This is a genomic window from Mesorhizobium sp. M0145 (genome assembly GCF_040322355.1).
Lineage (GTDB): Bacteria > Pseudomonadota > Alphaproteobacteria > Rhizobiales > Rhizobiaceae > Mesorhizobium.
The window spans coordinates 36,193-61,683 of record NZ_JAMYTK010000006.1; the positions used below are offsets into that span (position 1 = coordinate 36,193).

General features: G+C 62.4%; 24 protein-coding genes and 1 riboswitch. Of the genes, 7 read left to right on the forward strand and 17 right to left on the reverse strand.

Annotated features, from left to right (window positions below):
• Nucleotides 1-453 (forward strand): hypothetical protein, encoded by a 453-nt coding sequence (locus tag NKJ28_RS12095; protein ID WP_352635718.1) that lies wholly within the window; start codon nt 1-3, stop codon nt 451-453.
• A gap of 16 nt (nt 454-469) precedes the next feature.
• Here the strand turns inward: NKJ28_RS12095 and NKJ28_RS12100 are convergent, their stop codons facing one another.
• Nucleotides 470-1,621 carry a 2'-deoxycytidine 5'-triphosphate deaminase gene (locus NKJ28_RS12100; protein ID WP_502898204.1) on the reverse strand — a complete coding sequence of 384 codons (1,152 nt, stop codon included), beginning with the start codon at nt 1,619-1,621 and terminating at the stop codon, nt 470-472.
• Between the two features lie 78 nt (nt 1,622-1,699).
• A riboswitch (SAM riboswitch) is annotated at nt 1,700-1,777 on the forward strand.
• 70 nt (nt 1,778-1,847) lie between these two features.
• Here NKJ28_RS12100 and NKJ28_RS12105 point away from each other — a divergent pair.
• On the forward strand, nt 1,848-3,038 hold the full coding sequence (locus tag NKJ28_RS12105) for an O-succinylhomoserine sulfhydrylase (protein WP_352635722.1): 1,191 nt from the start codon (nt 1,848-1,850) through the stop codon (nt 3,036-3,038).
• A gap of 36 nt (nt 3,039-3,074) precedes the next feature.
• Here the strand turns inward: NKJ28_RS12105 and NKJ28_RS12110 are convergent, their stop codons facing one another.
• Entirely contained in the window at nt 3,075-4,229 is a 1,155-nt protein-coding gene (locus tag NKJ28_RS12110) for a glycosyltransferase (protein WP_352621865.1), read from the reverse strand.
• Nucleotides 4,230-4,455: 226 nt separating this feature from the next.
• Here NKJ28_RS12110 and apaG point away from each other — a divergent pair, with 226 nt between their 5' ends.
• Nucleotides 4,456-4,848, forward strand: coding sequence for a Co2+/Mg2+ efflux facilitator ApaG/CorD (gene apaG, locus NKJ28_RS12115; protein WP_023677352.1), 393 nt, complete (start codon nt 4,456-4,458; stop codon nt 4,846-4,848).
• A gap of 6 nt (nt 4,849-4,854) precedes the next feature.
• Here the strand turns inward: apaG and NKJ28_RS12120 are convergent, their stop codons facing one another.
• The 3 genes from NKJ28_RS12120 to NKJ28_RS12130 all read right to left on the reverse strand — a co-directional run bounded on the left by NKJ28_RS12120 (nt 4,855) and on the right by NKJ28_RS12130 (nt 8,153).
• Nucleotides 4,855-5,865: an Hsp33 family molecular chaperone gene (locus NKJ28_RS12120; RefSeq protein ID WP_023677351.1), complete on the reverse strand. Its 1,011-nt coding sequence runs from the start codon at nt 5,863-5,865 to the stop codon at nt 4,855-4,857.
• A gap of 162 nt (nt 5,866-6,027) precedes the next feature.
• A complete protein-coding gene (argF, locus tag NKJ28_RS12125; protein ID WP_031211966.1) occupies nt 6,028-6,939 on the reverse strand; it encodes an ornithine carbamoyltransferase in 912 nt (303 codons plus the stop codon).
• 14 nt (nt 6,940-6,953) lie between these two features.
• Nucleotides 6,954-8,153 carry an aspartate aminotransferase family protein gene (locus NKJ28_RS12130; RefSeq protein ID WP_023677349.1) on the reverse strand — a complete coding sequence of 400 codons (1,200 nt, stop codon included), beginning with the start codon at nt 8,151-8,153 and terminating at the stop codon, nt 6,954-6,956.
• Between the two features lie 355 nt (nt 8,154-8,508).
• Here NKJ28_RS12130 and NKJ28_RS12135 point away from each other — a divergent pair, with 355 nt between their 5' ends.
• On the forward strand, nt 8,509-9,033 hold the full coding sequence (locus NKJ28_RS12135; protein WP_023677348.1) for a GcrA family cell cycle regulator: 525 nt from the start codon (nt 8,509-8,511) through the stop codon (nt 9,031-9,033).
• 97 nt (nt 9,034-9,130) lie between these two features.
• On the opposite strand, the gene NKJ28_RS12140 is transcribed toward NKJ28_RS12135, so the two are convergent.
• The 3 genes from NKJ28_RS12140 to NKJ28_RS12150 form a co-directional block, all read right to left on the reverse strand.
• Nucleotides 9,131-10,138: a magnesium and cobalt transport protein CorA gene (locus tag NKJ28_RS12140; protein ID WP_352621868.1), complete on the reverse strand. Its 1,008-nt coding sequence runs from the start codon at nt 10,136-10,138 to the stop codon at nt 9,131-9,133.
• A 116-nt stretch (nt 10,139-10,254) separates the two neighbouring features.
• Nucleotides 10,255-10,980: a phosphate signaling complex protein PhoU gene (phoU, locus tag NKJ28_RS12145; RefSeq protein WP_352589138.1), complete on the reverse strand. Its 726-nt coding sequence runs from the start codon at nt 10,978-10,980 to the stop codon at nt 10,255-10,257.
• A 117-nt stretch (nt 10,981-11,097) separates the two neighbouring features.
• On the reverse strand, nt 11,098-12,360 hold the full coding sequence (locus tag NKJ28_RS12150; RefSeq protein WP_352589135.1) for a sensor histidine kinase: 1,263 nt from the start codon (nt 12,358-12,360) through the stop codon (nt 11,098-11,100).
• A gap of 197 nt (nt 12,361-12,557) precedes the next feature.
• Here NKJ28_RS12150 and ppk2 point away from each other — a divergent pair, with 197 nt between their 5' ends.
• On the forward strand, nt 12,558-13,460 hold the full coding sequence (gene ppk2, locus NKJ28_RS12155; RefSeq protein ID WP_352589132.1) for a polyphosphate kinase 2: 903 nt from the start codon (nt 12,558-12,560) through the stop codon (nt 13,458-13,460).
• Nucleotides 13,461-13,484: 24 nt separating this feature from the next.
• Here the strand turns inward: ppk2 and NKJ28_RS12160 are convergent, their stop codons facing one another.
• The 3 genes from NKJ28_RS12160 to NKJ28_RS12170 form a co-directional block, all read right to left on the reverse strand.
• Nucleotides 13,485-14,234: an enoyl-CoA hydratase-related protein gene (locus tag NKJ28_RS12160; protein WP_023677343.1), complete on the reverse strand. Its 750-nt coding sequence runs from the start codon at nt 14,232-14,234 to the stop codon at nt 13,485-13,487.
• 15 nt (nt 14,235-14,249) lie between these two features.
• Nucleotides 14,250-14,888: an acyl-homoserine-lactone synthase gene (locus NKJ28_RS12165; protein WP_023677342.1), complete on the reverse strand. Its 639-nt coding sequence runs from the start codon at nt 14,886-14,888 to the stop codon at nt 14,250-14,252.
• 97 nt (nt 14,889-14,985) lie between these two features.
• The gene (locus NKJ28_RS12170) at nt 14,986-15,717 is read right to left on the reverse strand and encodes a helix-turn-helix transcriptional regulator (RefSeq protein WP_023677341.1); all 732 of its coding nucleotides are present in this window, start codon (nt 15,715-15,717) and stop codon (nt 14,986-14,988) included.
• A 271-nt stretch (nt 15,718-15,988) separates the two neighbouring features.
• Here NKJ28_RS12170 and NKJ28_RS12175 point away from each other — a divergent pair, with 271 nt between their 5' ends.
• Nucleotides 15,989-16,840, forward strand: coding sequence for an ABC transporter substrate-binding protein (locus tag NKJ28_RS12175; RefSeq protein ID WP_502902179.1), 852 nt, complete (start codon nt 15,989-15,991; stop codon nt 16,838-16,840).
• Nucleotides 16,841-16,854: 14 nt separating this feature from the next.
• Here the strand turns inward: NKJ28_RS12175 and NKJ28_RS12180 are convergent, their stop codons facing one another.
• Complete coding sequence (locus tag NKJ28_RS12180; protein WP_023677339.1) at nt 16,855-17,265, reverse strand: tellurite resistance TerB family protein; 411 nt, start codon at nt 17,263-17,265, stop codon at nt 16,855-16,857.
• Between the two features lie 246 nt (nt 17,266-17,511).
• Between NKJ28_RS12180 and NKJ28_RS12185 the strand changes: the two genes are divergently transcribed.
• Entirely contained in the window at nt 17,512-19,167 is a 1,656-nt protein-coding gene (locus NKJ28_RS12185) for a lysine--tRNA ligase (RefSeq protein WP_352635727.1), read from the forward strand.
• On the opposite strand, the gene NKJ28_RS12190 is transcribed toward NKJ28_RS12185, so the two are convergent.
• The 5 genes from NKJ28_RS12190 to NKJ28_RS12210 form a co-directional block, all read right to left on the reverse strand.
• Nucleotides 19,130-19,969, reverse strand: a complete 840-nt coding sequence (locus NKJ28_RS12190; protein WP_023677337.1) for a thermonuclease family protein — start codon at nt 19,967-19,969, stop codon at nt 19,130-19,132. The genes NKJ28_RS12185 and NKJ28_RS12190 overlap by 38 nt on opposite strands.
• An 11-nt stretch (nt 19,970-19,980) precedes the next feature.
• Nucleotides 19,981-20,625, reverse strand: coding sequence for a S24 family peptidase (locus NKJ28_RS12195; RefSeq protein ID WP_023677336.1), 645 nt, complete (start codon nt 20,623-20,625; stop codon nt 19,981-19,983).
• 82 nt (nt 20,626-20,707) lie between these two features.
• Nucleotides 20,708-22,927 (reverse strand): 3-hydroxyacyl-CoA dehydrogenase NAD-binding domain-containing protein, encoded by a 2,220-nt coding sequence (locus tag NKJ28_RS12200; protein WP_352635729.1) that lies wholly within the window; start codon nt 22,925-22,927, stop codon nt 20,708-20,710.
• 12 nt (nt 22,928-22,939) lie between these two features.
• A complete protein-coding gene (locus NKJ28_RS12205) occupies nt 22,940-24,148 on the reverse strand; it encodes an acetyl-CoA C-acetyltransferase (RefSeq protein ID WP_352589120.1) in 1,209 nt (402 codons plus the stop codon).
• 31 nt (nt 24,149-24,179) lie between these two features.
• Nucleotides 24,180-25,349 carry an acyl-CoA dehydrogenase family protein gene (locus tag NKJ28_RS12210; RefSeq protein WP_352635731.1) on the reverse strand — a complete coding sequence of 390 codons (1,170 nt, stop codon included), beginning with the start codon at nt 25,347-25,349 and terminating at the stop codon, nt 24,180-24,182.
• Between the last annotated feature and the right edge of the window lie 142 nt (nt 25,350-25,491).

Genomic DNA, 25,491 nt, shown 5'->3' on the forward strand with positions numbered 1-25,491 from the left:
ATGAACGGCCTGCGGATTGGCACTGTGTTCGTAAGTTTAGTGCTGTTCCTCGCCTATTTCTCGCCAGCGGCTTACAGCGCCGGACAATGCAGCGCAAAATCCTATCGCGAGGCCCGGATGTCGACGACTAACCGGCTTCTGGCCACCGGTTATTCGAAATCGCAAGTGAGCTTTCTGATGCGCAACGCGGATCGCATGACGTCCGCACTCCGCGCTGACAGACTGAACGACAATGGCAGAGCCTGCGGTATCGACTCCGCCAGAGCCCATGTGCTGGGATGTCTCGGCAAGCAGTTGTTCCCCTTGCAGTCCAGCTCAAGCGCCTCACTTGACGACGAGAAGCAAACCAGAGGATTTTGGGGGAAGAGGCGATTGGCAGTGCGAGAACTGCTCTTTGTCGGTCAGTTTCATGGCTGCCTTGGCGCCGCGAAAGAATATCTGTTTCGCAGCTGACGGCTTGCGAAAAAGCTCAGCGCGCGGTGCGGAAATGCTTGGACAGTTTCAGGCCCTGCGCCTGATAGTTCGAGCCTAGATCTGTGCCGTAGAGCGCCTGCGGCCGTTTCAGCATGTGCTCGTAGACCAGCCGTCCGACGATCTGGCCGTGGTCGAGGATGAACGGCACTTCGTGGCTGCGTACCTCGAGCACCGCCCGGCTGCCGGTGCCGCCCGACGCCGAATGGCCGAAACCCGGGTCGAAGAAACCGGCATAATGGACGCGGAACTCGCCGACCAGCGGATCGAAGGGCGTCATTTCGGCCGCGTAGAGCGGCGGCACATGCACCGCCTCGCGCGACACCAGAATATAGAATTCGTCCGGATCGAGCACCAGCTCGCCGGCACCGCTCTTGTAGAGCGGCTCCCAGAAATCGACGACATCCTGCGCGGCGCGCTTGTCGACGTCGACCAGGCCGGTGTGGTGCTTGCCGCGATAGCCGACAAGCCCATCCTTGTCGCCGTCGAGGTCGATCGACAGCGCGATGCCCCCGCCTGAGATGTTGGGTGGTTCGGTGGCGACCAACATTTCGGCGTGGTGCAACTCGTGCAGCTCGTTTTCCGACAAGAGCGCATTGCCGGTGCGGAACCTGACCTGCGACAGCCGCGAGCCGGTCCGCACGACGATCGGGAAAGTGCGCGGGCTGACCTCCAGATAGAGCGGACCTTCATAGCCTGCGGCGATCTTGTCGAACTCGTGGCCGCGGTCGGTCATCACCCGAGTGAAGATATCGAGCCGTCCGGTCGAGCTTTTCGGGTTGGCGGAGGCGGAAATATGCGCGGGCAGCGCCAGGCTCTCGAGCAGCGGCACGATGTAGACGCAGCCGGTTTCCAGCACGGCACCTTCGGCGAGGTTGATCTCGTGCAGCTTCAGCCGGTCGAGCTTGTCGACAACCCTGTGGTCCGGGCCGGGCAAGAAGGAAGCACGCACTCGCCAGGCCTTGTCGCCGAGCCTGAGGTCAAGGCTGGCCGGCTGGATCTGATCGGCATCGAGCGTGCGCGGCGATTTCAGCGCGCCCGTCTGGAACAGCGTGGAAATATCCTGATCGGGAAGAATGCCTGTCTGCCGCAAGGGTCTGGCTCCGTTCGAACGCCGGGCGAGGTCTTGTTCTGTCGCAGGTCCGACCATGGACGCCTTTGGCACCTGCTTGGTACAACCCTCTTAATCATGCCGGCAATTGACGCAAGCGTGGCGCGGGTCTAAAGCTCGTTATCCCGTGGTGATTTGGCCGGTCGGCTTGCAGCCACGTTAAACAAGTCGCTAAAGGACCGTCGGGCCGCAAGGCCATATGGACCGGTTGCGACTTTCGCGACCGGTTTTTTGTTGTTTGGACCAATTTTGGTGTTTGGATAGAATGATGACCAAGAAGCGCGACTGGAAGCCTCAGACCGCACTCGTGCATGCCGGAACGCTGCGTTCCGGCTTCGGCGAGACCTCCGAGGCGATGTATCTCACCCAAGGCTATGTCTACGAGACGGCGCAAGCGGCGGAGGCGCGCTTCAAGGGCGAGGAGCCGGGCTTCATCTATTCGCGCTATGCCAATCCGACGGTCGACATGTTTGAGAAACGCATGTGCGCGCTGGAAGGAGCCGAGGACGCGCGCGCCACGGCATCCGGCATGGCGGCGGTGACGGCAGCACTGCTGTGCAGCGCCAAGGCGGGCGACCATATCGTGGCGGCGCGCGCGCTGTTCGGCTCCTGCCGCTGGGTGGTCGAGACGCTGGCGCCGAAATACGGCATTGAGGCAACGCTGGTCGACGGCACCGACATCGCCAATTGGGAAAAGGCGGTCAAGCCCAACACCAAACTGTTTTTCCTGGAAAGCCCTACCAATCCAACGCTGGAGGTAGTCGACATTGCCGCCGTCGCGGGACTTGCCAATTCGATCGGCGCCAGGCTGATCGTCGACAATGTCTTCGCTACGCCCTTGCAGCAGAAACCCCTGCAGCTCGGCGCCCACATCGTCGTCTATTCGGCCACGAAGCATATTGACGGCCAGGGGCGCTGTCTTGGCGGCATCGTTCTGTCGGACAAGAAATGGATCGACGAGAACCTGCATGACTATTTCCGCCACACCGGCCCAAGCCTCTCGCCCTTCAATGCCTGGACGCTGCTGAAAGGCCTGGAGACGCTGCCGCTACGCGTACGCCAGCAGACGGAAAGTGCCGGCCGCATCGCGGATTTCCTGGCCGAGCGCCCGCAAATCGCCCGCGTCATCTATCCCGGCCGCGCCGACCACCCGCAAGCGGCCGTGGTCCAGAAGCAGATGTCGGGCGGCTCGACGCTGATTTGCCTCGATGTGAAGGGCGGCAAGCAGGCGGCCTTTGCCTTCCAGAACGCACTCGACGTCGTGCTGATTTCCAACAATCTCGGCGACGCCAAGAGCCTGATCACCCATCCGGCGACGACGACGCACAAGAACTTGACCGATGAGGCCCGCGCCGAGCTCGGCATCGGACCGGGAACGCTCAGGCTGTCAGTTGGCCTTGAGGACGCCGACGACCTGCTCGAAGACATCGAGCAGGCACTGAGAGTTGCCGGATAAGGGCTGGCCGAACAGAGGCGAGCGGGGACGCGCCGATCAGGCGCCGGACGGGGTCTCTTCCAGCTCCGCGACGGCCTTGGTCTGGATAGTCATCACATTGCCGCGCCAGTCGACGGCGCCGCTCAGCCATCCGCGCGCCCAAATGGCGGGAAGCATCAGGTCTCGCGCCATCATCGCCAGGATGGTGCGCAGCGACAGGTGCCATCCCTTGGCCGAGGCCAAGGCGCATTCCGGCAGGTAGGCCGCGACCAGCACGGCGATGGCGGTTGCCGGCAGGCTGACGCCGGCGTCAGCCGCCGCGATCAGCGCAAGCACCAGCGGCGGCGCTGCGCCGATCAGGATCTCGGGGGCGAAGAACAGCGCGAAGGTGACGCGGCGCAGCCGCGCCCAGCGCGCCTGCCGCGACCAGATCTCGCCAAACGTGCGCCGGCCGAGCGGCTGTTCGAAGGGCGAGGCGACAAGATTGACCCGCAGTCCGAACCCGTTGACCAGCTTGGTCGCGGCGGCGTCTTCGGCGATCTCGGCAGCAAGCGCGCAGATGCCGCCATTGGCGTCGAGCATCGGCTTATTCCACAACATGCTCTTGCCCTGCGCGAAGCCGAGGCCGAGCGCCTCTCCGGCGTACTGCCAGCGTGCCTGCAGCGTGTTGAGAAAGGCGCATTCGACCTCCCCCCAGAAGCCGTCCGGCCGCGAGCCGATCGGCGTCGAGCAGACGAGGCCGGTGTCGTGCCGCCACGCCGCCATCAGGTGCTGGACGTAGTCGCTCGGCATAAGCACGTTGGAATCGGCAAGGATGACCCAGCTATAATGCGCCGCTTCCCAACCCTTCACGCAATTGTTGAGTTTTGGATTGCCGCTGATGCGGTCGTCACCGACTAGAAGACGGGCGCGAATAGCTGGAAAGCGCGCCATTGCGGCGGTGATCGGCTTGACCACCGGGTCGTCGGCATGGGCAACGCAGAAGATGAGTTCGTAGCGCGGCCAGTCGAGTGAGAAGGCGCGCTCCAGCGTCTCTTCGGCAAACGGCTCGACGCCGCGCGCCGGGATGACGATCGATACCGGCGGCGCGTTGGCCGCGGGCGGTGCGATCCTGCCTGGTCGCTTCAGCTTCAGCGAAGCTAACAGGATGCTGGCGAGATTTGAAAGAAGGAGGGCTATGGAAAGGAGGGCGGCTGCGAATGTCGGTTCCATCGAGATCTGGTCACTCCAGAAGTGCCGGCCGCATGACGGCCGTTTTCAACAATTCGACAGAACGCTGAGTCGCCCGGCACAAGCCTGCACACCATCATTGTCATGTGTCACTTAAATGACATTGTTTTTCGGCACCTGCGCTCGAGTCGGGCAAGGAGATGACGCGCATCGTTGATCAAACTGCGCTGAGCGTCGAAGTTCCATCTACATTGCTTTGGAGCAGTTTATGTACAGCGCCGTCACCCGCAACATCGAAGTGCAGGTCAGGCCGTTCTATCTGGAGGATCACTCCGACCCGCCGCAAAACCGCTATGTCTGGGGATATCAGGTGACCATCGACAATCAGTCGGATGAGTTCGTGCAGCTTCTGTCGCGCTACTGGCACATTACCGACGGCACCGGCAAGGTCGAGGAAGTGCGCGGCCCCGGGGTCGTCGGCGAGCAACCCGGACTCAACCCCGGCGACAGCTATCAGTATACGTCTGGATGCCCGCTCTCGACGCCGTCCGGCATCATGGTCGGGCACTACACCATGCGCAACAAGCGGGGCGAGACGTTCGACGTCGCCATCCCCGCCTTCTCGCTCGACTTGCCGGGAATGCGGCGCACCGTCAATTGACGGCCGTCATCCGGCCGCTGCAAACTCCGCCGGGTCGAAGTCATATTGCTTCGAGCAGAATTCGCAGGCGACGTGAATGCTGCCATCCTCGGTGCTGTCCCTGATCTCCTCGGCGGAAAAGCCTTCGAGGATGCCGTGGATCTTCTCCCTCGAGCATGAGCACTGGTCGGCGACCGGCACCCCGCCGAACACGCGGACGCCATGCTCGTGGAAAAGCCGGTAAAGCAGCCGTTCGGCGCCGATCGTCGGATCGATCAGCTCGGTCGGTTCAATAGTACCAACCAGCGCCAGCAGCTCCTGCCAGGAATTGTCGGTCGGGTCGTGGATTTCCTCACGCGGATCGCCGTCGCCACCGGGAAGGTCGGGTACGCGCATGCGCTCCGCCGACTGCGGCAGGAATTGTGCCAGCAGGCCACCGGCCCGCCATTGCTCGCGGGCACCGCCGACGCCGGGCGTCAGAAGCTTGGCAACCGAAAGCCGGAGGTCGGTCGGAATCTGCTCCGACTGGCGGAAATAAGTGCGTGCGGCATCTTCCAGTGTGACGCCGTCGAGCTGGACGATGCCCTGGTAGCGTTGTGTGTGAGCGCCCTGGTCGATGGTCAGCGCCAGGACGCCGCTGCCGAGCAGCGTCTGCGGTGACGTCTCGCCGGCAGAAGTCAAAGCCTGCAGCCGGTCGGCATCGAAGCGGGCATAAGCGCGCAGCGCGTGCGGCGTGGAGAAATCCGCGACCAGCATGTCGACCGGCCCGTCGGTGCGGGTCTGCAGAATGAACTTGCCCTCGAACTTCAGCGAAGTTCCGAGCAATACCGTCAACACACAGGCTTCAGCCAGGAGCCGGGCGACCGGCTCGGGATAGTCGTGGCGGCTGAGAATAGCATCGAGCATCGGCCCGAGCTGGACGGTGCGACCGCGCACGTCGAGCGGGCCGACCTCGAACGGCACGACATGGTCGTCGCCGGCGTAGCCGAATTCGCCGAGCTTGGGTTTATGTTCAGCCAATTGATGAGTTTCCAACATGACAAAGCTCCGGGGCGCGGCGATGCCGCCCTCCGGGGCGCATGCGACGAGACGCGCTCGATTTGCGTGATGCGCCTGAGATAGGCACCACCAACTCCCGGATCAAGGCGGCCCAGATCAAGGCGGCGCAGATCAGGCCGGCCCGGATCACCGCGGCTCGTATCAAGCGCCCAGGCACCAGGCCAAGACCGCCTTCTGGGCATGGAGCCGGTTCTCGGCCTCATCGAACACCACCGAATGCGGTCCGTCGATGACCTCGTCGGTAACCTCCTCACCGCGATGCGCCGGTAGACAGTGCATGAACAGCGCGTCCGGCTTGGCTTTCGCCATCAGTGCCGCATTGACCTGATAGGGCAGGAAGACATTGTGGCCGCGGGCACGGTGCTCCTGGCCCATCGACACCCAGCAGTCGGTGACGATGCAGTCGGCCTCGTGAACGGCCTCCTCGGGCGAACGGCTGAATTTCAGCTTGCCGCCATTGGCTTTCGACCAGTCGACATGCTTCTGGGCCGGTTCGCTGCCCTCGGGCACGGCGACGTTCAGCTTGAAATGGAACCGCGCGGATGCCTCCAGCAGCGAATGCAGCACGTTGTTGCCGTCGCCGGTCCAGGCGATCGTTTTACCGGCCACCGGACCGCGGTGCTCTTCGAAGGTCATGATGTCGGCCATCAGCTGGCAGGGATGGGTCTCGTCGGTCAGCCCGTTGATGACGGGGACCGTAGCGTTTTCCGTCAGTTCCAGCAGCCGGTCATGCGAGGTGGTGCGGATCATGATGGCATCGACATAGCGCGACAGCACCTTGGCCGTGTCGGCAATGGTCTCCGAGCGGCCAAGCTGCATCTCGGTGCCGGTCAGCATGATCGTCTCGCCACCCAACTGCCGCATACCGACGTCGAACGACACGCGCGTGCGCGTCGACGGCTTGTCGAAGATCATCGCCAGCACCTTGCCTTCGAGCGGCTTGCTGCGTTCGCCGGCCTTGAGCCTTGCCTTTCGCACCGCTGCGTCGTCGAGCATGAAGCGCAGATCGCCTTCGGAAACGGCGGAAAGATCGGTGAAATGGCGAAGGGACATCAGAAATTCCAGGATTACTTCGCAGCGGCAGCGACGATGGCATCTGCCAGGCTCTTGGCGCCGGCACGAATGCGCTCGAGCGCTTCGTGGATCTCGGCGTCGGTGACGGTGAGAGGCGGTAGCAGGCGGATAACGTTGTCGCCGGCCGGAACCGTCAAGAGATGCTGGTCACGCAGTGCCACCGTGACCTTGGTGTTGGGCATCGCGCATTTAAGCCCGAGCATCAGGCCGGTGCCCCTGATGCTTTCGATAACATCCGGAAATTCGTCGGCGACGCCAGCGAGCCCCTGCTTCAACAGCAGTGCCTTGCGCCGGACGTCTTCGAGAAAGCCGTCTTCCAGCACCACGTCGAGCACGGCGTTGCCGACCGCCATTGCCAGCGGATTGCCGCCGAAGGTGGTGCCGTGCACGCCGGCGGTCATGCCGACCGCTGCCTCGTCGGTGGCGAGGCAGGCACCCATCGGAAAGCCGCCGCCGATGCCTTTGGCCACCGCCATGAGGTCGGGTGTGACACCCGCCCACTCATGCGCGAACAGCTTTCCGGTGCGGCCGACGCCGCATTGGACCTCGTCGAAAATCAGGAGCAGTCCGTGCTGATCGCAGAGCTGCCTGAGCCGCTTCAGCGATTGCGTCGGCACTTGCCTGATGCCGCCCTCCCCTTGCACCGGCTCGATCAGGATCGCCGCGGTTTCAGGCGTGATCGCCTTCTCGGCGGCATCCACATCGTCGAAGCCGACCTGGTCGAAGCCGTCGACCTTGGGGCCGAAACCTTCCAGATACTTGTACTGGCCGCCGGCGGCGATGGTCGCCAGGGTGCGGCCGTGGAAGGCGCCTTCGAAGGTGATTGTGCGGTAGCGCTCGGGATGGCCCTTGACGAAGTGGTAGCGCCGCGCCGTCTTGATGGCGCATTCGAGCGCCTCTGCGCCGGAATTGGTGAAGAACACCTTGTCGGCGAAGCTTGCGTCGGCCAGCCGCTCGCCGAGCCGGCTCTGTCCAGGAATCTCGTACAGATTGGAGACGTGCCAGAGCTTGGCGGCCTGCTCGGTGAGGGCCGCGACCAGATGCGGATGGCTGTAGCCCAACGAATTCACGGCGATGCCGCCGGCGAAATCGAGATATCGCTCGCCCTTGTCGGTGACCAGCCAGGTGCCTTCACCGTGGTCGAAAGCCAGGGGTGCGCGAACAAAGGTCTCGAAAAGCGCCGAACCGCTCATTATATGCGTCTCCGGAACCGGAAAAATCAAAAAGCCGCCAAAGCGGCGGCCCTTGTGGCTTATCGTGTTTTTCGGCCGTGAAGTCAACGAAAAGGTCGCGCAAGGTCGCGCGGCAAGCCCCCCAGCATAACGCCGGCTCATAAGCGACCGGGCAAGTTGGGGAAAACCGAAAAAACCGATTCGTGTTGGCCTTGGGACTCTTGTCACCGAGTCAGCGCATAAGGTAATTGTAGTAGAGAAATAACTAGATTTCGTGCGGCGGACCTAATCACCCGATATATGTGGTGTCTGCCCGGCAGAAGCCGGGTCGGGAATGGATTCCGATTGCCGCACGTTTCAGCAGGAGCGCGGTCTCATGAACTGGACTGACGAGCGAGTCGAACTTCTCAGAAAATTGTGGTCGGAGGGCCTCAGCGCCAGCCAGATCGCCGCACAGCTTGGCGGGGTCAGCCGCAATGCGGTCATCGGCAAAGTGCACCGGCTGAAACTGTCCGGTCGCGGACGCACGACCGCCTCACCGGCACGCCAGAAGAAGACGGTGCAGGGATCGACGATCCAGAAATCGGTGTCCCGGGCAGCAAGCGCCACGCGCCATGCCACCACCTCGATGTCGATCGGTGCGACCGCGCTCAAGGCGCAGTTCGATGCCGAACCGGTGGCGCGCCACTATATCCGCCCGGTCGAGAACGTCGTCGTGCCGATCTCGCGGCATCTGCAACTTGTCGAACTCAACGAGCGCACTTGCAAATGGCCGAACGGCGATCCGCTTTCGGAAGACTTCCATTTCTGCGGCAACGACGCAGCCGAAACCGGCCCCTACTGCAAGTACCACGCCCGCGTGGCGTTCCAGCCGGCATCGGAGCGGCGGCGGAGCAGGTGAATGGTGAATGGTGAATGGTGAATGGTGAATGGTGGCGGGCTGAGCTTGGAGTAAGAAAGCAAGGCTCTTGTCTAGCCCTATTCACCATTCACCCACTTCATAGCCACCCATTCTTGCGAAACCGCCAGTAAAGAAACGTGCAGATCAGGGCAATTGCCGCCAGGACGGCCGGGTAACCATATTCCATCCTCAGTTCCGGCATGTCGCTGAAATTCATGCCGTAAATGCCGGCGAATGCCGTCGGCACGGCCAAGATTGCGGCCCATGAGGCAAGCTTCTTGGAGATCGCCGTCTCCTGGCTTTGACCGACCAGAAGGCTCGCCTCGAAGGCGAAGGCGAGAACCTCACGCAGGCTGTCGATCTTTTCCTGGACAGTGCGGATGTGGTCGGTGACGTCGCGAAACAGCGGGTGCATGGCTGTGTGGATTTGCGGCAGATCGGCGCTGGTGAGCCGCCGGCAGACCTCCACCAGCGGCAGGGCCGCATTACGCAGGCGCAAGAGATCGCGGCGCAGCATATAAAGCCGTTCGATATCGGAGCCGGTCATCGGTTTCAGCAGAACCTTGTCCTCGATCGCCTCGACCTCGTTTTCGATCTGCTCAAGCACCGGCATATAGTTGTCGACGATGAAATCGAGAATGGCGTAGAGGACGAAATCCTCGCCCTTGGCAAGGGAATGCGGGCAGCTTTCCCAATGCTGCCGAACGGCGGCGTAGGAGGTCGACGGGCCATGCCTGACGCTGACAATGTAGCCCGCGCCGACGAACAGATGCGTCTCGCCGAAGGTGACGCGGCTCTCGATCAGCTGCGCCGTGCGGGCAACTATGAACAGGGCATCACCATATTGCTCGATCTTCGGTCGCTGGTGCGGATGCTCGGCGTCCTCGATCGCCAGCTCATGCAGATGGAATTGCGCCTGGACGCGCAGCAGCAAATTGCGGTCGGGCTCCAGCAGTCCGATCCAGACCACGTGACCCGGCTTCCCGGCCCATTCGCCGGCTTCCTCGATCGGAATGTCGGCGATGCGCCGCCCAGCCGTATAGACGCCGCAAGCGATTATACCCGACATCGGCGGCGCAGGAGCAAACTCGCGGACGTATTCCATCGCAGCCTCCTGAAGGCGGGGCCTTCATCGCGGAACTGAGAAGTCGGCGCGTCGAAAGCTTAGCGCAATTTTCTGTCAGGTGGCGAATCCGAAATTCGCATCAGTGCTGAGAGAACTCACTTCGCTGGTTGGGTTGCGGGAAGAATAATCTTGTCCGTCTTGTCGCCCTTCGGACGATCGGCCGGCATCTGATCGCCGGTGACGATATAGTAGATCGTCTCGGCGATGTTGGTAGCGTGGTCGCCGATGCGCTCGATGTTCTTGGCGCAAAACAGGAGATGTGTGCAGGGCGTGATGTTGCGTGGGTCTTCCATCATGTAGGTCAGCAATTCGCGAAACAGAGAGGTGTACATGGCGTCGATCTGGTCGTCGCGGTCGCGCACGAAACCGATTTTCTCCACCGACCGCGACGCATAGACGTCGAGTACTTCCTTGAGCTGGGTCAGTGCCAGATTGGCCAAAGCCTCGAGGCCGCGGAACAGGCTGTTCGGCTGGCGCCCGTCTGCGACGGCAACCACCCGCTTGGCGACGTTCTTGCCGAGGTCGCCTATCCGTTCGAGGTCAGCCGAGATGCGGATCGCGCCGACGATCTCGCGCAGATCCGTCGCCATCGGCTGGCGTTTAGCGATGATGATGATCGCCTTGTCGTCGATCTCGCGCTGTCCCTCATCTAGAACCAGGTCGTCCCGAATGACTTTCTGGGCAAGCCCCGGATCCGCATTGACCAGCGCCGCGACCGCCTGCTCGACCATGCGCTCGGCATGCCCGCCCATCGCCGCGATGCGCTTCGACAGATATTTCAGCTCCTCGTCATAGGCGCTGACGATATGCACGGACTGCATGGACGAAATGCCTTCCCGGGATCTCGTGGTTGAGTCGTTCCCTCGAATCCCCGCTGATACGCTAGCCGGATGACAGAAAAAAGAAACGGCCCATTATGTGCTAGAGATAGTACTACGTTAGCGAGCCGGCAAATGGACCGTGAACGCCGCACCCTTGCCGACCTCCGACCTGATGGAGAGTCTGGCGTTGTGGCGGGTCAGGATATGCTTGACGATGGACAGGCCAAGGCCGGTGCCCTTCTGGGTTCGGCTGTTCTCGACGTCGACGCGGTAGAAGCGCTCGGTGATGCGCGGGATGTGCTCTTCGGGGATGCCGGGGCCGAAGTCCCTGATGGTGACGTCGATGCCCGGTTCGGGATCGCTGTCGCTGCGTATGATCGACACCACGACGCGTCCGCCCGACTGACCATATTTGCAGGCGTTTTCCAGCAGGTTTTCGAAGACCTGGAAAAGCTCGTCCCGATCGCCGGGCACGTCGAGCGGCCCTTCCGCGAAATCACGCTCGATGACGACGCCGTTTTCCTTTGCGAGCGGCCCAAGCGAATCGATGACGCTGTCGATGGCCTGGCGCAGGTCGACCTCGGTTCCCGGCTTGAGATAGGGCTTCATCTCCAGGCGCGACAGCGACAGAAGGTCGTCGATGAGGCGCGCCATGCGGCTGGTCTGGTTCTGCATGATCTGCAGGAACTGCTCGCGCGCCGCGGGGTCGTTGCGGGCCGGCCCGCGCAGCGTCTCGATGAAGCCGGCGATCGAGGCGAGAGGCGTGCGCAGCTCGTGGCTGGCATTGGCAATGAAGTCGGCACGCATTCTGTCGATCCGGCGCGCCTCACTCTGGTCCTTGAACACCAGTACGTAGAGATCCGTGGCATGGCCGACTGAAGACGCGCTCACCCGATAGGCTCGTTCGACCGGCAGCTTTTCTATGTAGTCGACGCTGTCCGAAGCGACGTTGCCCGCCAAGATACTATCCAGCAAGCCCTGCATTTCCGGCGCGCGGAATTTCAGCGACAGCGACATGCCGGGGGCAATCCCGCCGAAGGCGGCAAAGGCAGCGGCGTTGGCGTGGACGATGGCGGCGGAGCGATCGAAAATGATCAGCGGATCGGCAACCGCCGCCGCGAGATATTCGCCGGAAAGTTGTTGCACGCTCGACTCGATGGCCGCGGCATTTTCGGTCGATTGGCGGGCGATGCCGGCCGGCAGCATCGCAGCGGCAACCAGCACGGCGCCAGCCAGCAGCACCACATAGCCAGACATGCCGGCAAAACCATAGACCATCAGAACCGCAACGAGGCCGGCCGCCAGCAGCCAGCGGCTGTTCCACAGCCGCATGGCGACGGCTTGCGCCCTGCCTCTCCGCTCTGTGCCGATGTCGGCCATTTGCGCTCCGTCTGCGGCCACTTCAAGAACTTCTTGCTGGACCGGCGCTAGAGCGCAGTGCGTCCAATTGGACGCACAAAGGACGCTCTACCACTTTATCTGCTGCATCGTTCTTTCCGAAAATCGATTCCGATTTTCGGGCCGATGCAGTAAGGCTCCCAATAGCACGAGTCCGGAAGCTGGAAAGGTTCGCCTCGATGAAAAACGCTAAGGAAAGCCCCGCCGCACCCTCATCGGGGCCGCTGAAGATCATGATCGACGGCAAGGAGAGGGCGTTCGACATCGAGGCCCCCGCGCTTCCCGACTGGGTCGAGGACCGCAAGCTCACCGCCGGCGGTTACCCTTACGACAAGAAGATGAAGAGCGAGGAGTATGACGAGAGGCTAGAGAAGCTGCAGATCGAGCTGGTCAAGGCGCAGGCGTGGCTGCAGTCGACGGGCAAGCGGGTAATGTCGCTGTTCGAGGGGCGCGACGCTGCCGGCAAGGGCGGCACGATCTTCGTTTTGCGCCAGTATCTGAACCCTCGCACGGCGCGCAACGTGGCGCTGACCAAGCCAACGCCCACCGAGCTTGGACAATGGTACTTCCAGCGCTACGTCGACCACTTCCCGACGTCGGGCGAATTCGTCACCTTCGACCGCTCCTGGTATAACCGCGCCGGCGTTGAACCGGTGATGGGATTCTGCACGCCCGAGCAGCACGAGCAATTTCTGGACGAGGTTCCGCATTTCGAGCGGATGATCCGCAACGAGGGCATACATTTCTTCAAATTCTGGCTGAACATCGGCCGGGAAACGCAGCTCGAGCGATTCCACGACCGCCGCTGGAGCCCGCTGAAGAGCTGGAAGTTTTCGCCAATCGACATCGCCGGCATCACCAAATGGGACGAATACACCAAAGCGCGCGACCTGATGGTCGAGCGCACGCACAAGGAGTTCGCGCCCTGGATCATTGTGCGGGCGAACGACAAACGGCGCGCTCGGCTGGCCGTCATGCAGCGCATTCTCCTTTCGCTTCCCTATGACGGCCGCTACCTCGACGTCATCGGCAAGGAGGACAAGAAGATCATCGGCGAAGGGCCGACTTTCCTCGAAAAATAAGCTCACCTCATCGATACGCGGCTCTCATGCCGCCAGCCGGGCAATCCGCTGCAGTCGCTTCAGCGTGGTGTCGTCCTGCAGCGCCTGCTGGAAAAGCGAGATCTCCTGGTCGATGCGGTCGCAGAGCGCGCCGGTGTCGCCCCTAAGCAGGTCGCGCGTCTGTAGCAGCGCCGCGACAGGCTTCTTGGCGAGTTGCCTGGCTCTTGCCAACGTGGCTTCCTCGACGCTGCCGTCCGTCACGATCTCGCCGACAAGGCCCAGTGCCCTGGCATCTTCGGCGGCGAGCGTGTCGCCCAGGCAGAAGAAGCGGAACGCCCCGGCATAGCCGAGCTTCTGCGGCGCCAGAATGCTGGTCGCCGCGTCCGGCACCAGGCCGAAATCGACGAACGGCACCCGAAACGTGCTCTTGCTCGAGGCGATCACCATGTCGCAGTGGAACAGGATGGTGCAACCGACGCCGACGGCGTCGCCGTCGACACAGGCAAGGACCGGTTTCGGGAACGTCGCCAGCGTGCGGAACATATCGGTGACGGCGGCGATCAGTCGCCGATGTTTGGTGGCGTCGAGAAATTCGGAGAAATCGGCACCGAGGCAGAAGCACCCGGCCAAGCCGCGCAGGACCACGACGCGGACGTCGTCGTCGACAGCGGCTTCGTGGAATGTCCTGGCCAGGCTTTCATAGGCCCGCCTGTCCAGCACCGGGCGGCCGTCACCCGACGATACCGTGACGATCAGCGTGTGATTGCGGAATTCTGCTTTTGAGTGAACGTTCATGGCCTCTCTCCAATCTCACGAGGCGCGTCTCTGTCCGAGCATGTCCGGGTACCCTCTGGCCAGCACCGGCGCAAAATGGTTGCGGCGCGAACGCACCACGTCGAGCGTGTGCTCGTTGAAGGTGAGCAGTGTGGCAACCACCTGCTGGTTGCCATAGGTACGCTGGTAACCGAGCGGCGTTGCCAGGAAATGCAGCTGCAGCGCGCGAAGCACCCACATCGGCTCGAATTCGATGATCACCTGGTTGACGTTGCGCTTCAGACCCCACTCGACGAAGCCGGCGATCAGCTCGGTGCCGACCGTCGACACGCCGCGCCGACCGTCGCGGAATCCCGGCGCAACCGCATAGCGGGTCAGTTCATAGACATTCGGGCCCGACGGTGGGGTTCCCTCATAAAGGTCCGCCAGCACATCGGTTAGAAGATGTGCTCGGGTCGTCGGCAACATCCGCTGATAACCGGCGAGCTCGCCATTGCGGATGACGATCTGGTGCACTGCCTCGTCGTGGTCGAATTGATCGATCTCGAGGCCATCAGGGCGCTGCAGATCGGTCCATCCCATCTCTTCGACGAAAACTCTGTAACGCAAACGATGAACTGCCTCCCAGAGGTCGGGCCGTTCCATCAATTCCTGGGTCGTGAGGGAAAAAAGCATTTGCCGTCTCCTAGTTTCAACAGGAAGATACGGCCGTGCTTTCCCAAAAAAATTACGCGATCACGCAAGCAAGAATTTCTAGGCCGGCGCGGCCGACCTAGTTAATATAGCCGCGCCTTATCGCTTCCGCGACGGCCTGGACCCGGTTGACGGCACCGAGTTTGCTTTTGGCGTTAAGAAGGTGTTTCTCTGACGTGTGTTCCGAAATGCCGAGAATTTGTGAAATCTCCCATTCGGACTTGCCAACAGCAGCCCATTGCAGGCATTCGCGCTCACGCGGCGTTAATTCGACATGATCGATGGTTTTGCCCGCCATGGTGTGGAGCTGCATTGCGCGGCCAATCGCATAAGTCGAGACCAGCGACACCAACCCGAACTCGGCGCTCGACAATTCGACAGCCTCGCCGCCTAGCGACACCATGACGATCTGGCCATCGAGCGTGATTAGCGGGAAGGCCAACCCGTCGCGCAGCTTGAATTCGCCGGCATCGCCCATCACCTCGCCGCCGCTCTTGCCGATGCGGATGCCCTGAGATGCTTCCCGCCACTGGAATGGCGCTTGAAGCTGCTTCATGTGGCTGACGACGGGGTCGTGATCGACGTAGTTGCGCGCGACGTAGCGCTCAAGCCATTCAGCCGGCCAGTCGCAGAGCAGCACATGGTCCTTTTGCTGGTTTCTCGGCGTGCCAGGTTGCGGAACCGTCCCGGCCATCAGCGCCGTCAGCCCGAACCCGCTTGTTACCCCCAGCAGCTTTTCGCAGACGGCGGCGGCTGTGCCGGCGTGCTGCAACTGATCTATCAACTCCAGCGTACGATCGAAATGACCCATCGCAACATCTACCCCATGTTGCCTTCCGCTCTTGAGGCCAATGGCAGTGATCAACCCGCACCACGCCATCAACCCCGGACTGCAAAGCTGCCTCCCCTGTGCGTCCTACTGCTCCTCTTCAGCCGGCATCACGCAGTCACTTGCAAACTCACTAAACAATATCCCTAAATTGCAATGATGAAACCAAAAACCGTCGTACCTGTGTTTTTTTCGTACAAAAACCTGTGTTATTTCGTACGAAAGGCGGGGCAAGACCGGACGGAGTCGTCGCGTGGCGTTTCGGCGCATATCCATTTCATTGATCTTGATATTGATCGGAGCGCAATCGCTTGCGGCTGCTGCGCTCGCCGCGGAGCCGCAGGTGCCGGTGTTCTGGGACGCCAAGGAGCGGCTGCCAAAGCCGGACCTTTCGACGCTGCCGCGGCTGCGATTCCTGACCACCACGGATTTCCCGCCGTTCAATTTCCTCGATGGGGCAGGCCGGCTGTCGGGCTTCCATGTCGACCTGGCGCGCGCCATCTGCGCCGAGCTCGGCATTGCCGAAAAATGCCAGATCCAGGCGCTGCCCTGGGCCGAGCTCGAAGGTGCGCTCGGGAAAGGCGAGGGCGAAGCGATCATTGCCGGCATCGCCGCGACGCCGGAGTCGCGGTCGAAATACGCATTTTCACGCTCCTACCTGCAATTTCCGGCACGCTTCATCATGCTGAAGACACAGGCGCTGACCGAACCAATGTTCGACAAGCTGCGCAGCAAGCGTGTCGGCGTGATCGCCGGCTCCGCGCACGAGCGGATGCTGCGCGATTATTTCGGCGACGTCCAAATCGTCCCGTTCGCAAAGCCGGAGGAGCTTTATGGCGAGCTGAAAGCCGGCAAGATCGACGCCGCCTTCGGCGACGGCATGCGTTTCGCCTTCTGGCTCGGCGGTTCGGATGCAGCGGGCTGCTGCCGCTTTGCCGGCGGCCCCTATCTGGCGCCCGAATATCTCGGCTCAGGCATGGCAATCGCCACTAGGGCCGACGATCCGGCACTGGCCGCCGCTTTCGACTACGCGCTGCAGGAAATCTCGGTGAAAGGCACGTTCGCTGAGTTCTATCTGCGCTATTTTCCCGTCAGTCTTTTCTGAGCTTGGCCGCCGGCTCAGGTCAGCGTGCGAAGGCGGGCCTTGGCGGCTCGCGCAATGGCGGCGACCGTCAGCGCATCGAGGTCGAGTTCCCGGCGGACGAGCTGCAGGACGCGCACCTCCTCCAGGCGCATTTCGAGATCGACAGCTGCGACCTCGAAGGCGGCGGCATAGGCGGTGTCACGCAGGCGTTCGGGCAGCGCCTCGGCGACGCGCGCCAGGACGCCCTCCAGCCCATCCTTTTCATGCAGCATTTTCTGGCAGGCCTGGGCGACCTCGACCAGCCGCTCCTGGTTGAAATCCTCAAACACCGGCCAGGATCGAACGACGTCGCCGATCCGCGCCAGTTCGACGTCGGTCATGTCGCGGTCTGACGCCGAGGTGATGACCATCAGGTAGATCATGGCTTCGTGTGGCGACAATGGCATTTACAACTCCTTGAGACGGTCCCGAAGTTAGGAACGAGGGACCGGCGCCGCAAGGAAAAACAGCCGCGATCGTTGGCGCTCCGATCACGCCTTGGAACCTGATCCATCCTGACTATCGGGACGGGGGCTCTTAATCTTCTTGCCTGATCACGGTGCTGCCCGAAAACCGGGTTCCACTTTTCGGGATCATGGTCTAGAGCATGCGGCTGCCGGCATGGATGCTGGCAAAGTTGCAGGAATAGCATCATGGCCGAACAACAGCCGATCGATCTCAGCCCGGAAGTCCTCGCCGCCGCCGCCGAAAGCAAGGCGTGGCCATTCGAGGAAGCGAACAAGATCGTCGCCCGCTACGCGAGCAGCGGCTACCCGGAAACGGTGCTGTTCGAGACCGGCTACGGCCCGTCCGGCCTGCCGCACATCGGCACGTTCGGCGAGGTGGCGCGCACATCTATGGTGCGCCACGCCTTCCGCGTGCTGACTGAAGACAAGGTCAAGACGCGGCTGCTGTGCTTCTCCGACGACATGGACGGATTGCGCAAGGTGCCGGACAATGTGCCTAACAAGGACATGCTGCGCGCCTATCTCGGCAAGCCGCTGACCAGGATACCGGACCCGTTCTCCAATGAGTATCCGTCCTTCGGCGCCGCCAATAACGCACGGCTGCGCGCTTTCCTCGACCGTTTCGGCTTCGATTACGAATTCGCTTCCTCGACCGACTATTATACTTCCGGCCGCTTCGACGCGACGCTGCTCAAGATGCTCGAGCGCTTCGATAAGGTGATGGCAATTATGCTGCCGTCGCTGCGCGAGGAGCGGGCGCTGAGCTATTCGCCCTTCCTGCCGATCCATCCCAAGACCGGCATCGTCATGCAAGTCGCGATCGACGAGCGCAAGCTCGACGCCGGCACCATCGTGTGGCGCGACCCGGACACCGGCGAGCGCTTCGAGACGCCGGTGACCGGCGGTCATGCCAAGCTGCAATGGAAGCCAGATTGGGCGATGCGCTGGGCAGCACTCGGCGTCGATTACGAGATGTCCGGCAAGGATCTGATCGATTCCGTCAAGCTCGCCGGGCAGATTTGCCGCGCGCTCGATGCTCCGGCACCGGAGGGCTTCAATTATGAGCTGTTCCTCGATGAGAACGGCCAGAAGATCTCGAAGTCGAAGGGCAATGGGCTGACCATCGACGAGTGGCTGACTTACGCGCCGACCGAGAGCCTTAGCCTTTATATGTTCCAGCGCCCGCGAACCGCGAAGAAGCTTTATTTCGACGTCATCCCGAAGGCGGTAGACGAATATTACACGTTCCTCTCTGCCTATCAGGGGCAGGACTGGAAGGAGCGGCTGGGCAATCCGGTCTGGCACATGCATGACGGCAATCCCCCGGCAGTCGACCTGCCGGTTCCGTTCTCGCTGCTGCTCAACCTGGTCAGCGCCTCGAATGCGCAGAACAGGGACGTGCTGTGGGGTTTCATTTCGCGCCACGCGCCGGGTGTGACGCCGACAACCCATCCCGAGCTCGACCGGCTGGCCGAATATGCCATCCGCTATTTCGACGATTTCGTGAAGCCGGCGAAAGTGTACCGTGCTGCCGACGCGGTCGAGCGCGAGGCGCTGACCAAGCTTTCGGAAGCGCTCGCCGCGCTGCCGGCTGATGCCGACAGCGAGGCAATCCAGAACGCTGCCCTCAATGTTGCGCGCAAGATCGAGCGCTACCAGGATCATTCCAAGCAGAGCCCGGAGGGCGGACCCGGTGTCTCCGTCGCCTTCTTCCAGATGATCTATCAGGTGCTGATAGGTCAGGAACGCGGGCCGCGCTTCGGCTCCTTCGCCGCGCTCTACGGCATCGCCGAAACGCGCGAGCTCATTCAGCGGGCGCTGGCTGGTCAGCTGGCGGCATGAGGACGCCGTCTTGCTCCTCCAGGATCGAGCTAGGCGCTACAGGCGCGGATCGCGACGCAGCAGCCGGGAGCGGCGGCAGGCCTGAAACGCTCGGCGGCGGCCCGAAGACGCCTTTTTTTGCTGCACGCGCCTTCTCGCCGGCTTCTACGTAAGGGCCGCCCTTGGCGGCGCGCGCCCAGCCATTTTCGACCAGCCATTGGCCGATATCCTGATTGCCGATCCGGCACTCGGCGGCGATCAGATCAGGACCGCCTTCGGGCGGCACGGCACAGACCACCGCACGACTGCGGAGAAAGGCGCGGAAGGCCGTTCGCGCCCGAATGCCGCAATTCCAGGACTCGCCGCCGTCGGTGCAAGTCTCCTCCTGCTTGACGATGTCGATACCGGAAACCGCAATCGAATAGCCCTTTGCTTCGATGACCCCGGCGGCCGACGCGACGGGCTGGAATAGTTTCGTGCCTTTCCAGTCGTCGGGCATTTTCGTTTTTGGCGGCTTGGGCGGTCCGGCCAATGCCAGATCGCTCAACGGGGCGCGCGGCTCTATCCGTTCAAGCTCGTTGGAACCGAGCTGCGGCGGCACCACGATTTCTGGATCGATTGCCCTCGAATGCGCCGCCTGCTTGGCCGGCACTGGTTTCGGGATGGCCGACGTAGCCGGCGCGGCGGGCTGCGGTTCAGCGCCGACCTGGATTTGCTCCCAGGGGCCGCCGCTTTCGCTCTGGACGGCGCGGCCGCCGGCGACAATTGCCGTGGCCATCGCCGGGATCGCCAGAACAGCCAAGGCAAGGTGAGGCAGACGCACCGGCCCCGCGCCTACTGGCTTGCCCAGACAATCCGCGCCACCCATTCGACATCGCGCATGGGGATGTCGCGGTCCGGGTGATCGGGATTGAGGGAGACCAGCGCGATCGACCTCGGTGTCTGGCGGTCGAGCACCTTGGCCATCACCTCGCCGGCATTGGTCTTGACGACGACGCGATCACCCTTTCGTATGGTAGCCCCTGGCTCGACGATCAGGACATCGCCATTGCGATAGAGCGGCAGCATGGAATCGCCCTGGACCTTCAAGGCATAGGAGGTTTCGGTTGCCCGTGCCGGAAGCTCGATCAGGTCCCATCCCTGCCCCGCTGGAAACCCGGCGTCGTCGAAGAAGCCACCGGCGCCCGCCTGGGCGAAGCCGAGCAGCGGCACCGACGATCTCTGCACGGGTAGTGCGCCGGAATTACCCCGACCCTCGACCAGCCCCGCAAATTCATCCAGCGAGGCGCCGGTCGCCTCGATGATCTTGGCCAGCGATTCGGTCGACGGCCAGCGCGGCCGTCCATCTGAGGACAGCCGCTTCGATTTGTTGAAGGCGGTCGAGTCGAGGCCAGCGCGCCTGGCCAGCCCAGAGGCCGAAAGCGAATAACGCTCGGCAAGAGCGTCGATGGCGGCCCAAACGCGGTCGTGCGAGAGCACCTTGCTCTTCCTTCGAAACAGGAAAAAATACCTTCCCTGTTTTACCCCTTGGCCGCCATCTTGTCCACCGCCGAAGACGGCGTCAGGCTGCCTCGTTGGCCTCGTCCCTGGTATAGGGATCGAAGCGCTCGTAGAAGGTCTCGCCCTTCTCGGCCATATCAAGCAGCAGCTTCGGCGCCTTGAACTCGGTGCCGTATTTCTTCTGCAGGCGCTTGGCGAGTTTGACGAATTTCTTCGCGCCGATGCCGTCGATGTAGGACAGTGCACCGCCTGTATAGGGCGCGAAGCCGAAGGCCAGGATCGAGCCGACATCGGCCTCGCGTGGGTCGGTAACGATGCCCTCTTCCATCACCCGTACCGCCTCAAGCGCGATGGTGACCAGCAGCCGCTGCTTCAGTTCCTCATAATCGACCTGCTCCGGCGCCAGCTGCGGGTAGAGATCCCTGAGGCCTGGCCACAGCTTCTTCTTGGCCGGTTTTGCCGGATAGTCATAGAAGCCCTTGCCGTTCTTGCGGCCCAAGCGACCATGCGTGTCGACCATCGTGTTGATCAGCGCCATCTGCTTCGGATCGACCGCCTTGTCGCCGAGGTCGCGCATGGTCTGCTTCATGATCTTCTGGGCAAGGTCGATCGCCGTCTCGTCGGTCAACGCCAAAGGACCGACCGGCATGCCGGCGGCCTTGGCCGCGTTCTCGATCATTGGCGCCGGAACACCTTCGATCAGCATCTTGTAGGCCTCCGACATGTAGCGCAGCACGCAGCGATTAACATAGAAGCCGCGCGTATCGTTGACGACAATCGGCGTTTTCTTGATGGCACGGACAAAGTCGATCGCGGTTGCCAGCGCTTTGTCGCCGGTCTTCTTGCCGAGGATGATCTCGACCAGCATCATCTTGTCGACCGGCGAGAAGAAATGGATGCCGATGAAATTCTTCGGCCGCGCCGAATTCCTGGCCAGCGATGTAATCGGTATGGTCGACGTATTCGAGGCGAAGATCGCCGACGGCTTGAGCACAGCCTCGGCCTGTTCGGTGGCACCCTTCTTTACGGCCGAATCCTCAAATACCGCCTCGACCACAAGATCGCAGCCGGCGAGATCCGCATAGTCGGCCGTCGGCGTGATTAGCGACAGCAACTGACATTTGTCCTGCGGCTTGGCACGGCCCTTCTTTACCTGATCCGAGATCAGGTTGTCGGAATGCGCCTTGCCCTTGGCGGCGGACTCCATGTCGCGGTCGAGCAGCACCACCGGAATGCCGGCCTTGGCCGTCACATAGGCAATGCCAGCGCCCATGAAGCCGGCGCCGAGTACGCCGATCTTCTTGAACTTCGTTTCCGGCACACCGGCCGGGCGGCGCGCGCCCTTGTTCAGTTCCTGCAGCGACACGAACAGCGAACGGATCATCGCTGCCGCTTCCCTGGTCTGCATGATCTCGGTGAAATAGCGTTGCTCGATCCGCAAGGCGGTGTCGAACGGCACCAACAGGCCCTCATAGACGCATTTCAGGATGGCGGCAGCGGCGGGATAATTGCCATAGGTCTCTCGGCGCAGAATGGCGATGGCCGGGGGCCACAGATTGGCACCGGCCACCGAATAGATCGGGGCGCCGGGCAGCTTGAAGCCCTTTTCATCCCATGGCGCCACCGGTTTCAAGCCGTTCCTGATCATCGCCTTGGCGGTTTCGACCAGCTTGTCCGGCTCGGCAATCTCATGGATCAGGCCCATCGACTTGGCCTTCTGAGGCGACAGCGTCTGGCCGGACGTCAGCATTTGCAGCGCCTGCTGCTGGTCGGTCAGCCGTGGCACGCGCTGGGTGCCGCCGGCGCCCGGAAAAATGCCGATCTTCACTTCGGGAAGCGCCATCCTCACTTTGTCTGAATCGGCCGCGACACGGCCATGGCAGGCGAGCGACAATTCGAACGCGCCACCCATGCATGTGCCGTTGATCGCCGAAACCCATGGCTTTCCCGAAGTTTCCAGCTTACGGAACAGGCCGTTCATGGTGCCCGCATTGTCGAACAGCGCCTTGGTCGCCTTCTCCGGGTCCTTCGCCTTGTCGGCGGCGAAGGTCGCCAGCATCTTCTGCAGCATGGTGATGTCGGCGCCGCCCGAGAACGTATCCTTGCCGGAGGTGATCACCGCGCCCTTTATCGCTGCATCGCTCGCCACTTTGTCGACGATGGTATTCAGTTCGAGCATCACCTCCTCGGTGAAGACGTTCATCGAACGGTCCGGCATGTCCCAGGTGACCAGCGCAATGCCGTCGGCGTCGATGTCGAGGGTGAAATTGGTGTAGCTCATCATCTCTCTCCGTCAGACGCGTTCGATGATCGTTGCAGTGCCCATGCCGGCGCCGATGCAAAGCGTCACCAGCGCGGTGTTGAGGTCGCGGCGTTCCAATTCGTCCAGCACCGTACCGAAGATCATCGCACCGGTGGCGCCGAGCGGATGGCCCATGGCGATGGCCCCACCATTGACGTTGATCCGGTCATGCGGAATGTCGAAAGCCTGCATGTAGCGCAGCACCACCGAAGCGAAGGCCTCGTTGAGCTCGAACAGGTCGATGTCCGACAGCTTCATCTTCGCCCGCTTCAACAGCTTCTCGGTGACGTCGACGGGGCCGGTCAGCATCAGCACCGGTTCGGAGCCGATGTTGGCGAACGCACGGATGCGTGCGCGCGGCTTGAGGCCGAGCGTCTTTCCCGCCTTTTTCGAGCCGAGCAGCACGGCCGCCGCGCCATCGACGATGCCGGAGGAATTGCCGGCATGGTGGACGTGGTTGACCTGTTCCACCTCGGGATGCTTCTGCACGGCGACGGCGTCGAAGCCGCCCATTTCGCCGGGCATGACGAAGGACGGGTTGAGCGCGGCCAGCGACTGCATGTCGGTCGAGGGCCGCATATGTTCGTCATGGTCGAGGATGGTCAGGCCGTTCTGGTCCTTGACCGAGATCACCGAATTCTTGAAGCGGCCCTCGCCCCACGCCTTGGCGGCACGCTTCTGGCTTTCGACCGCGTAGGCATCGACGTCGTCGCGCGAAAAGCCGTATTTGGTGGCGATCAGGTCGGCCGAGATTCCTTGCGGCACGAACCAGCCGGGCAGGCCGACCGATGGGTCCATGAACCAGGCGCCGCCGGAGGCGCCCATGCCGACGCGCGACATCGATTCGACGCCACCGGCAATGACGATCTCGTCGGCGCCCTGCGCGATCTTGGCGGCGCCGAAATTGATGGCGTCGAGGCCCGAGGCGCAGAAGCGCGATATCTGCATGCCAGGCGCCTTGGTGTCGTAGCCGGCCTCGAAAGCGGCGGCACGTGGAATGACCGCACCCGCCTCGCCAACCGGATCGACACAACCGAAGATGATGTCGTCGACGGTGCCGGTGTCCAGCCCGTTGCGGTCGCGGATGGCCTCGAGCACCTTGGCGCCGAGCCGCACCGCCGGCACTTCGTGCAGCGAGCCATCCTTCTTGCCCCTGCCGCGCGGCGTGCGCACGGCATCATAGACATAAGCTTCGGCCATTTTCCTGCTCCTTGGGTTTGCTGAAACTCGCTCAGAGCGAGCGCCCGATCAGCAATTTCATGATCTCGTTGGTGCCGCCGTAGATGCGCTGGACGCGGGCGTCGCGGAACATGCGCGCAATCGGATATTCATTCATGTAGCCATAGCCGCCATGCAATTGAAGGCATTCGTCGACGACTTTTCCTTGCAGGTCCGACAGCCAGTATTTGGCCATAGACGCGGTCACCGGGTCGAGGCCGCCGTTAATGTGACGGGCAACGCAGTCATTATAGAAGACGCGGCCGATGGTCGCCTCGGTCTTCAATTCGGCAAGCTTGAACTGGGTGTTCTGGAATTCGATGATGGGCTTGCCGAAGGCCTTGCGCTCCTTGACGTAGTCGATGGTAAGCGCCAGGGCCCGCTCGACCATGGCGATAGCAGTGGTGCCGATCTGCAGCCGCTCCTGCGGCAATTGCTGCATCAACTGGACGAAGCCCTGGCCTTCGTCGTTGCCGAGCAGGTTCGAGGTCGGCACACGTACGTCGTTGAAGAACAGTTCCGACGTGTCGTTGGCCTTGAGGCCGATCTTGTCGAGGTTGCGGCCGCGCTCGAAACCCTCCACCTCGTCGGTCTCGACGACGATCAGCGAGATGCCCTTGGCGCCCTTCTCAGGATCGGTCTTGGCAACGACGATGATGAAATTGGCGAGCTGGCCGTTGGTGATAAAGGTCTTCGAGCCGTTGAGCTTGTACCGGTTGCCGTCCTTTTCGGCGCGCGTCTTGACGCCTTGAAGGTCGGAGCCCGCACCCGGCTCGGTCATGGCGATGGCGCCGATCAGCTCGCCGGTCGCCAGCCTCGGCAGCCACTTCTTCTTCTGCTCCTCCGAGCCGTAGTGGAGGATATAGGGGGCAACGATCGAATTGTGCAGGCCAATGCCGAACCCGTCGACGCCGACATGGCCGATCGCCTCGATGATGGCGCTCTCATGCGCGAAGGTGCCGCCCGATCCGCCATATTCCTCCGGCATCGAGGCGCAGAGCAGGCCGGCAGCACCCGCCTTCAGCCAGCTCTCGCGGTCGACCATTTCGTTCTTCTCGAATTCGTCGTAACGCGGCGCGATCTCTTCCGACATGAAGCGGTGCGCCATGTCGTAAAGCATGCCGACCTCGTCCGCCGCCCAGGCGGGCTTGGGAAGGCCAAGGATTTCGGCGGGGTGGGTCATGGTTTCTCCCTCGCGCCAACGTTCCCCTCCCCCTCGAGGGGAGGGTAGCCGCGAAGCGGCCGGGTGGGGTCGCCGATGACGTGCTCGACCTTGTCTTTTACAACCTGCGCCATATGCCACGGCATTGCGATCATTTTCCTCC

Excerpts from the sequence above, each read along its gene's own strand:
- NKJ28_RS12160 (WP_023677343.1), bottom strand. The coding sequence starts at position 14,234 with ATGAACGTTCACTCAAAAGCAGAATTCCGCAATCACACGCTGATCGTC.
- NKJ28_RS12105 (WP_352635722.1), top strand. The coding sequence starts at position 1,848 with ATGATGACCAAGAAGCGCGACTGGAAGCCTCAGACCGCACTCGTGCAT.
- NKJ28_RS12100 (WP_502898204.1), bottom strand. The coding sequence starts at position 1,621 with ATGGTCGGACCTGCGACAGAACAAGACCTCGCCCGGCGTTCGAACGGA.
- NKJ28_RS12095 (WP_352635718.1), top strand. The coding sequence starts at position 1 with ATGAACGGCCTGCGGATTGGCACTGTGTTCGTAAGTTTAGTGCTGTTC.
- apaG (WP_023677352.1), top strand. The coding sequence starts at position 4,456 with ATGTACAGCGCCGTCACCCGCAACATCGAAGTGCAGGTCAGGCCGTTC.
- NKJ28_RS12110 (WP_352621865.1), bottom strand. The coding sequence starts at position 4,229 with ATGGAACCGACATTCGCAGCCGCCCTCCTTTCCATAGCCCTCCTTCTT.
- NKJ28_RS12200 (WP_352635729.1), bottom strand. The coding sequence starts at position 22,927 with ATGAGCTACACCAATTTCACCCTCGACATCGACGCCGACGGCATTGCG.
- ppk2 (WP_352589132.1), top strand. The coding sequence starts at position 12,558 with ATGAAAAACGCTAAGGAAAGCCCCGCCGCACCCTCATCGGGGCCGCTG.
- argF (WP_031211966.1), bottom strand. The coding sequence starts at position 6,939 with ATGTCCCTTCGCCATTTCACCGATCTTTCCGCCGTTTCCGAAGGCGAT.
- NKJ28_RS12140 (WP_352621868.1), bottom strand. The coding sequence starts at position 10,138 with ATGGAATACGTCCGCGAGTTTGCTCCTGCGCCGCCGATGTCGGGTATA.
- NKJ28_RS12205 (WP_352589120.1), bottom strand. The coding sequence starts at position 24,148 with ATGGCCGAAGCTTATGTCTATGATGCCGTGCGCACGCCGCGCGGCAGG.
- NKJ28_RS12180 (WP_023677339.1), bottom strand. The coding sequence starts at position 17,265 with ATGCCATTGTCGCCACACGAAGCCATGATCTACCTGATGGTCATCACC.
- phoU (WP_352589138.1), bottom strand. The coding sequence starts at position 10,980 with ATGCAGTCCGTGCATATCGTCAGCGCCTATGACGAGGAGCTGAAATAT.
- NKJ28_RS12210 (WP_352635731.1), bottom strand. The coding sequence starts at position 25,349 with ATGACCCACCCCGCCGAAATCCTTGGCCTTCCCAAGCCCGCCTGGGCG.
- NKJ28_RS12120 (WP_023677351.1), bottom strand. The coding sequence starts at position 5,865 with ATGTTGGAAACTCATCAATTGGCTGAACATAAACCCAAGCTCGGCGAA.
- NKJ28_RS12165 (WP_023677342.1), bottom strand. The coding sequence starts at position 14,888 with ATGCTTTTTTCCCTCACGACCCAGGAATTGATGGAACGGCCCGACCTC.
- NKJ28_RS12185 (WP_352635727.1), top strand. The coding sequence starts at position 17,512 with ATGGCCGAACAACAGCCGATCGATCTCAGCCCGGAAGTCCTCGCCGCC.
- NKJ28_RS12135 (WP_023677348.1), top strand. The coding sequence starts at position 8,509 with ATGAACTGGACTGACGAGCGAGTCGAACTTCTCAGAAAATTGTGGTCG.
- NKJ28_RS12170 (WP_023677341.1), bottom strand. The coding sequence starts at position 15,717 with ATGGGTCATTTCGATCGTACGCTGGAGTTGATAGATCAGTTGCAGCAC.
- NKJ28_RS12150 (WP_352589135.1), bottom strand. The coding sequence starts at position 12,360 with ATGGCCGACATCGGCACAGAGCGGAGAGGCAGGGCGCAAGCCGTCGCC.
- NKJ28_RS12130 (WP_023677349.1), bottom strand. The coding sequence starts at position 8,153 with ATGAGCGGTTCGGCGCTTTTCGAGACCTTTGTTCGCGCACCCCTGGCT.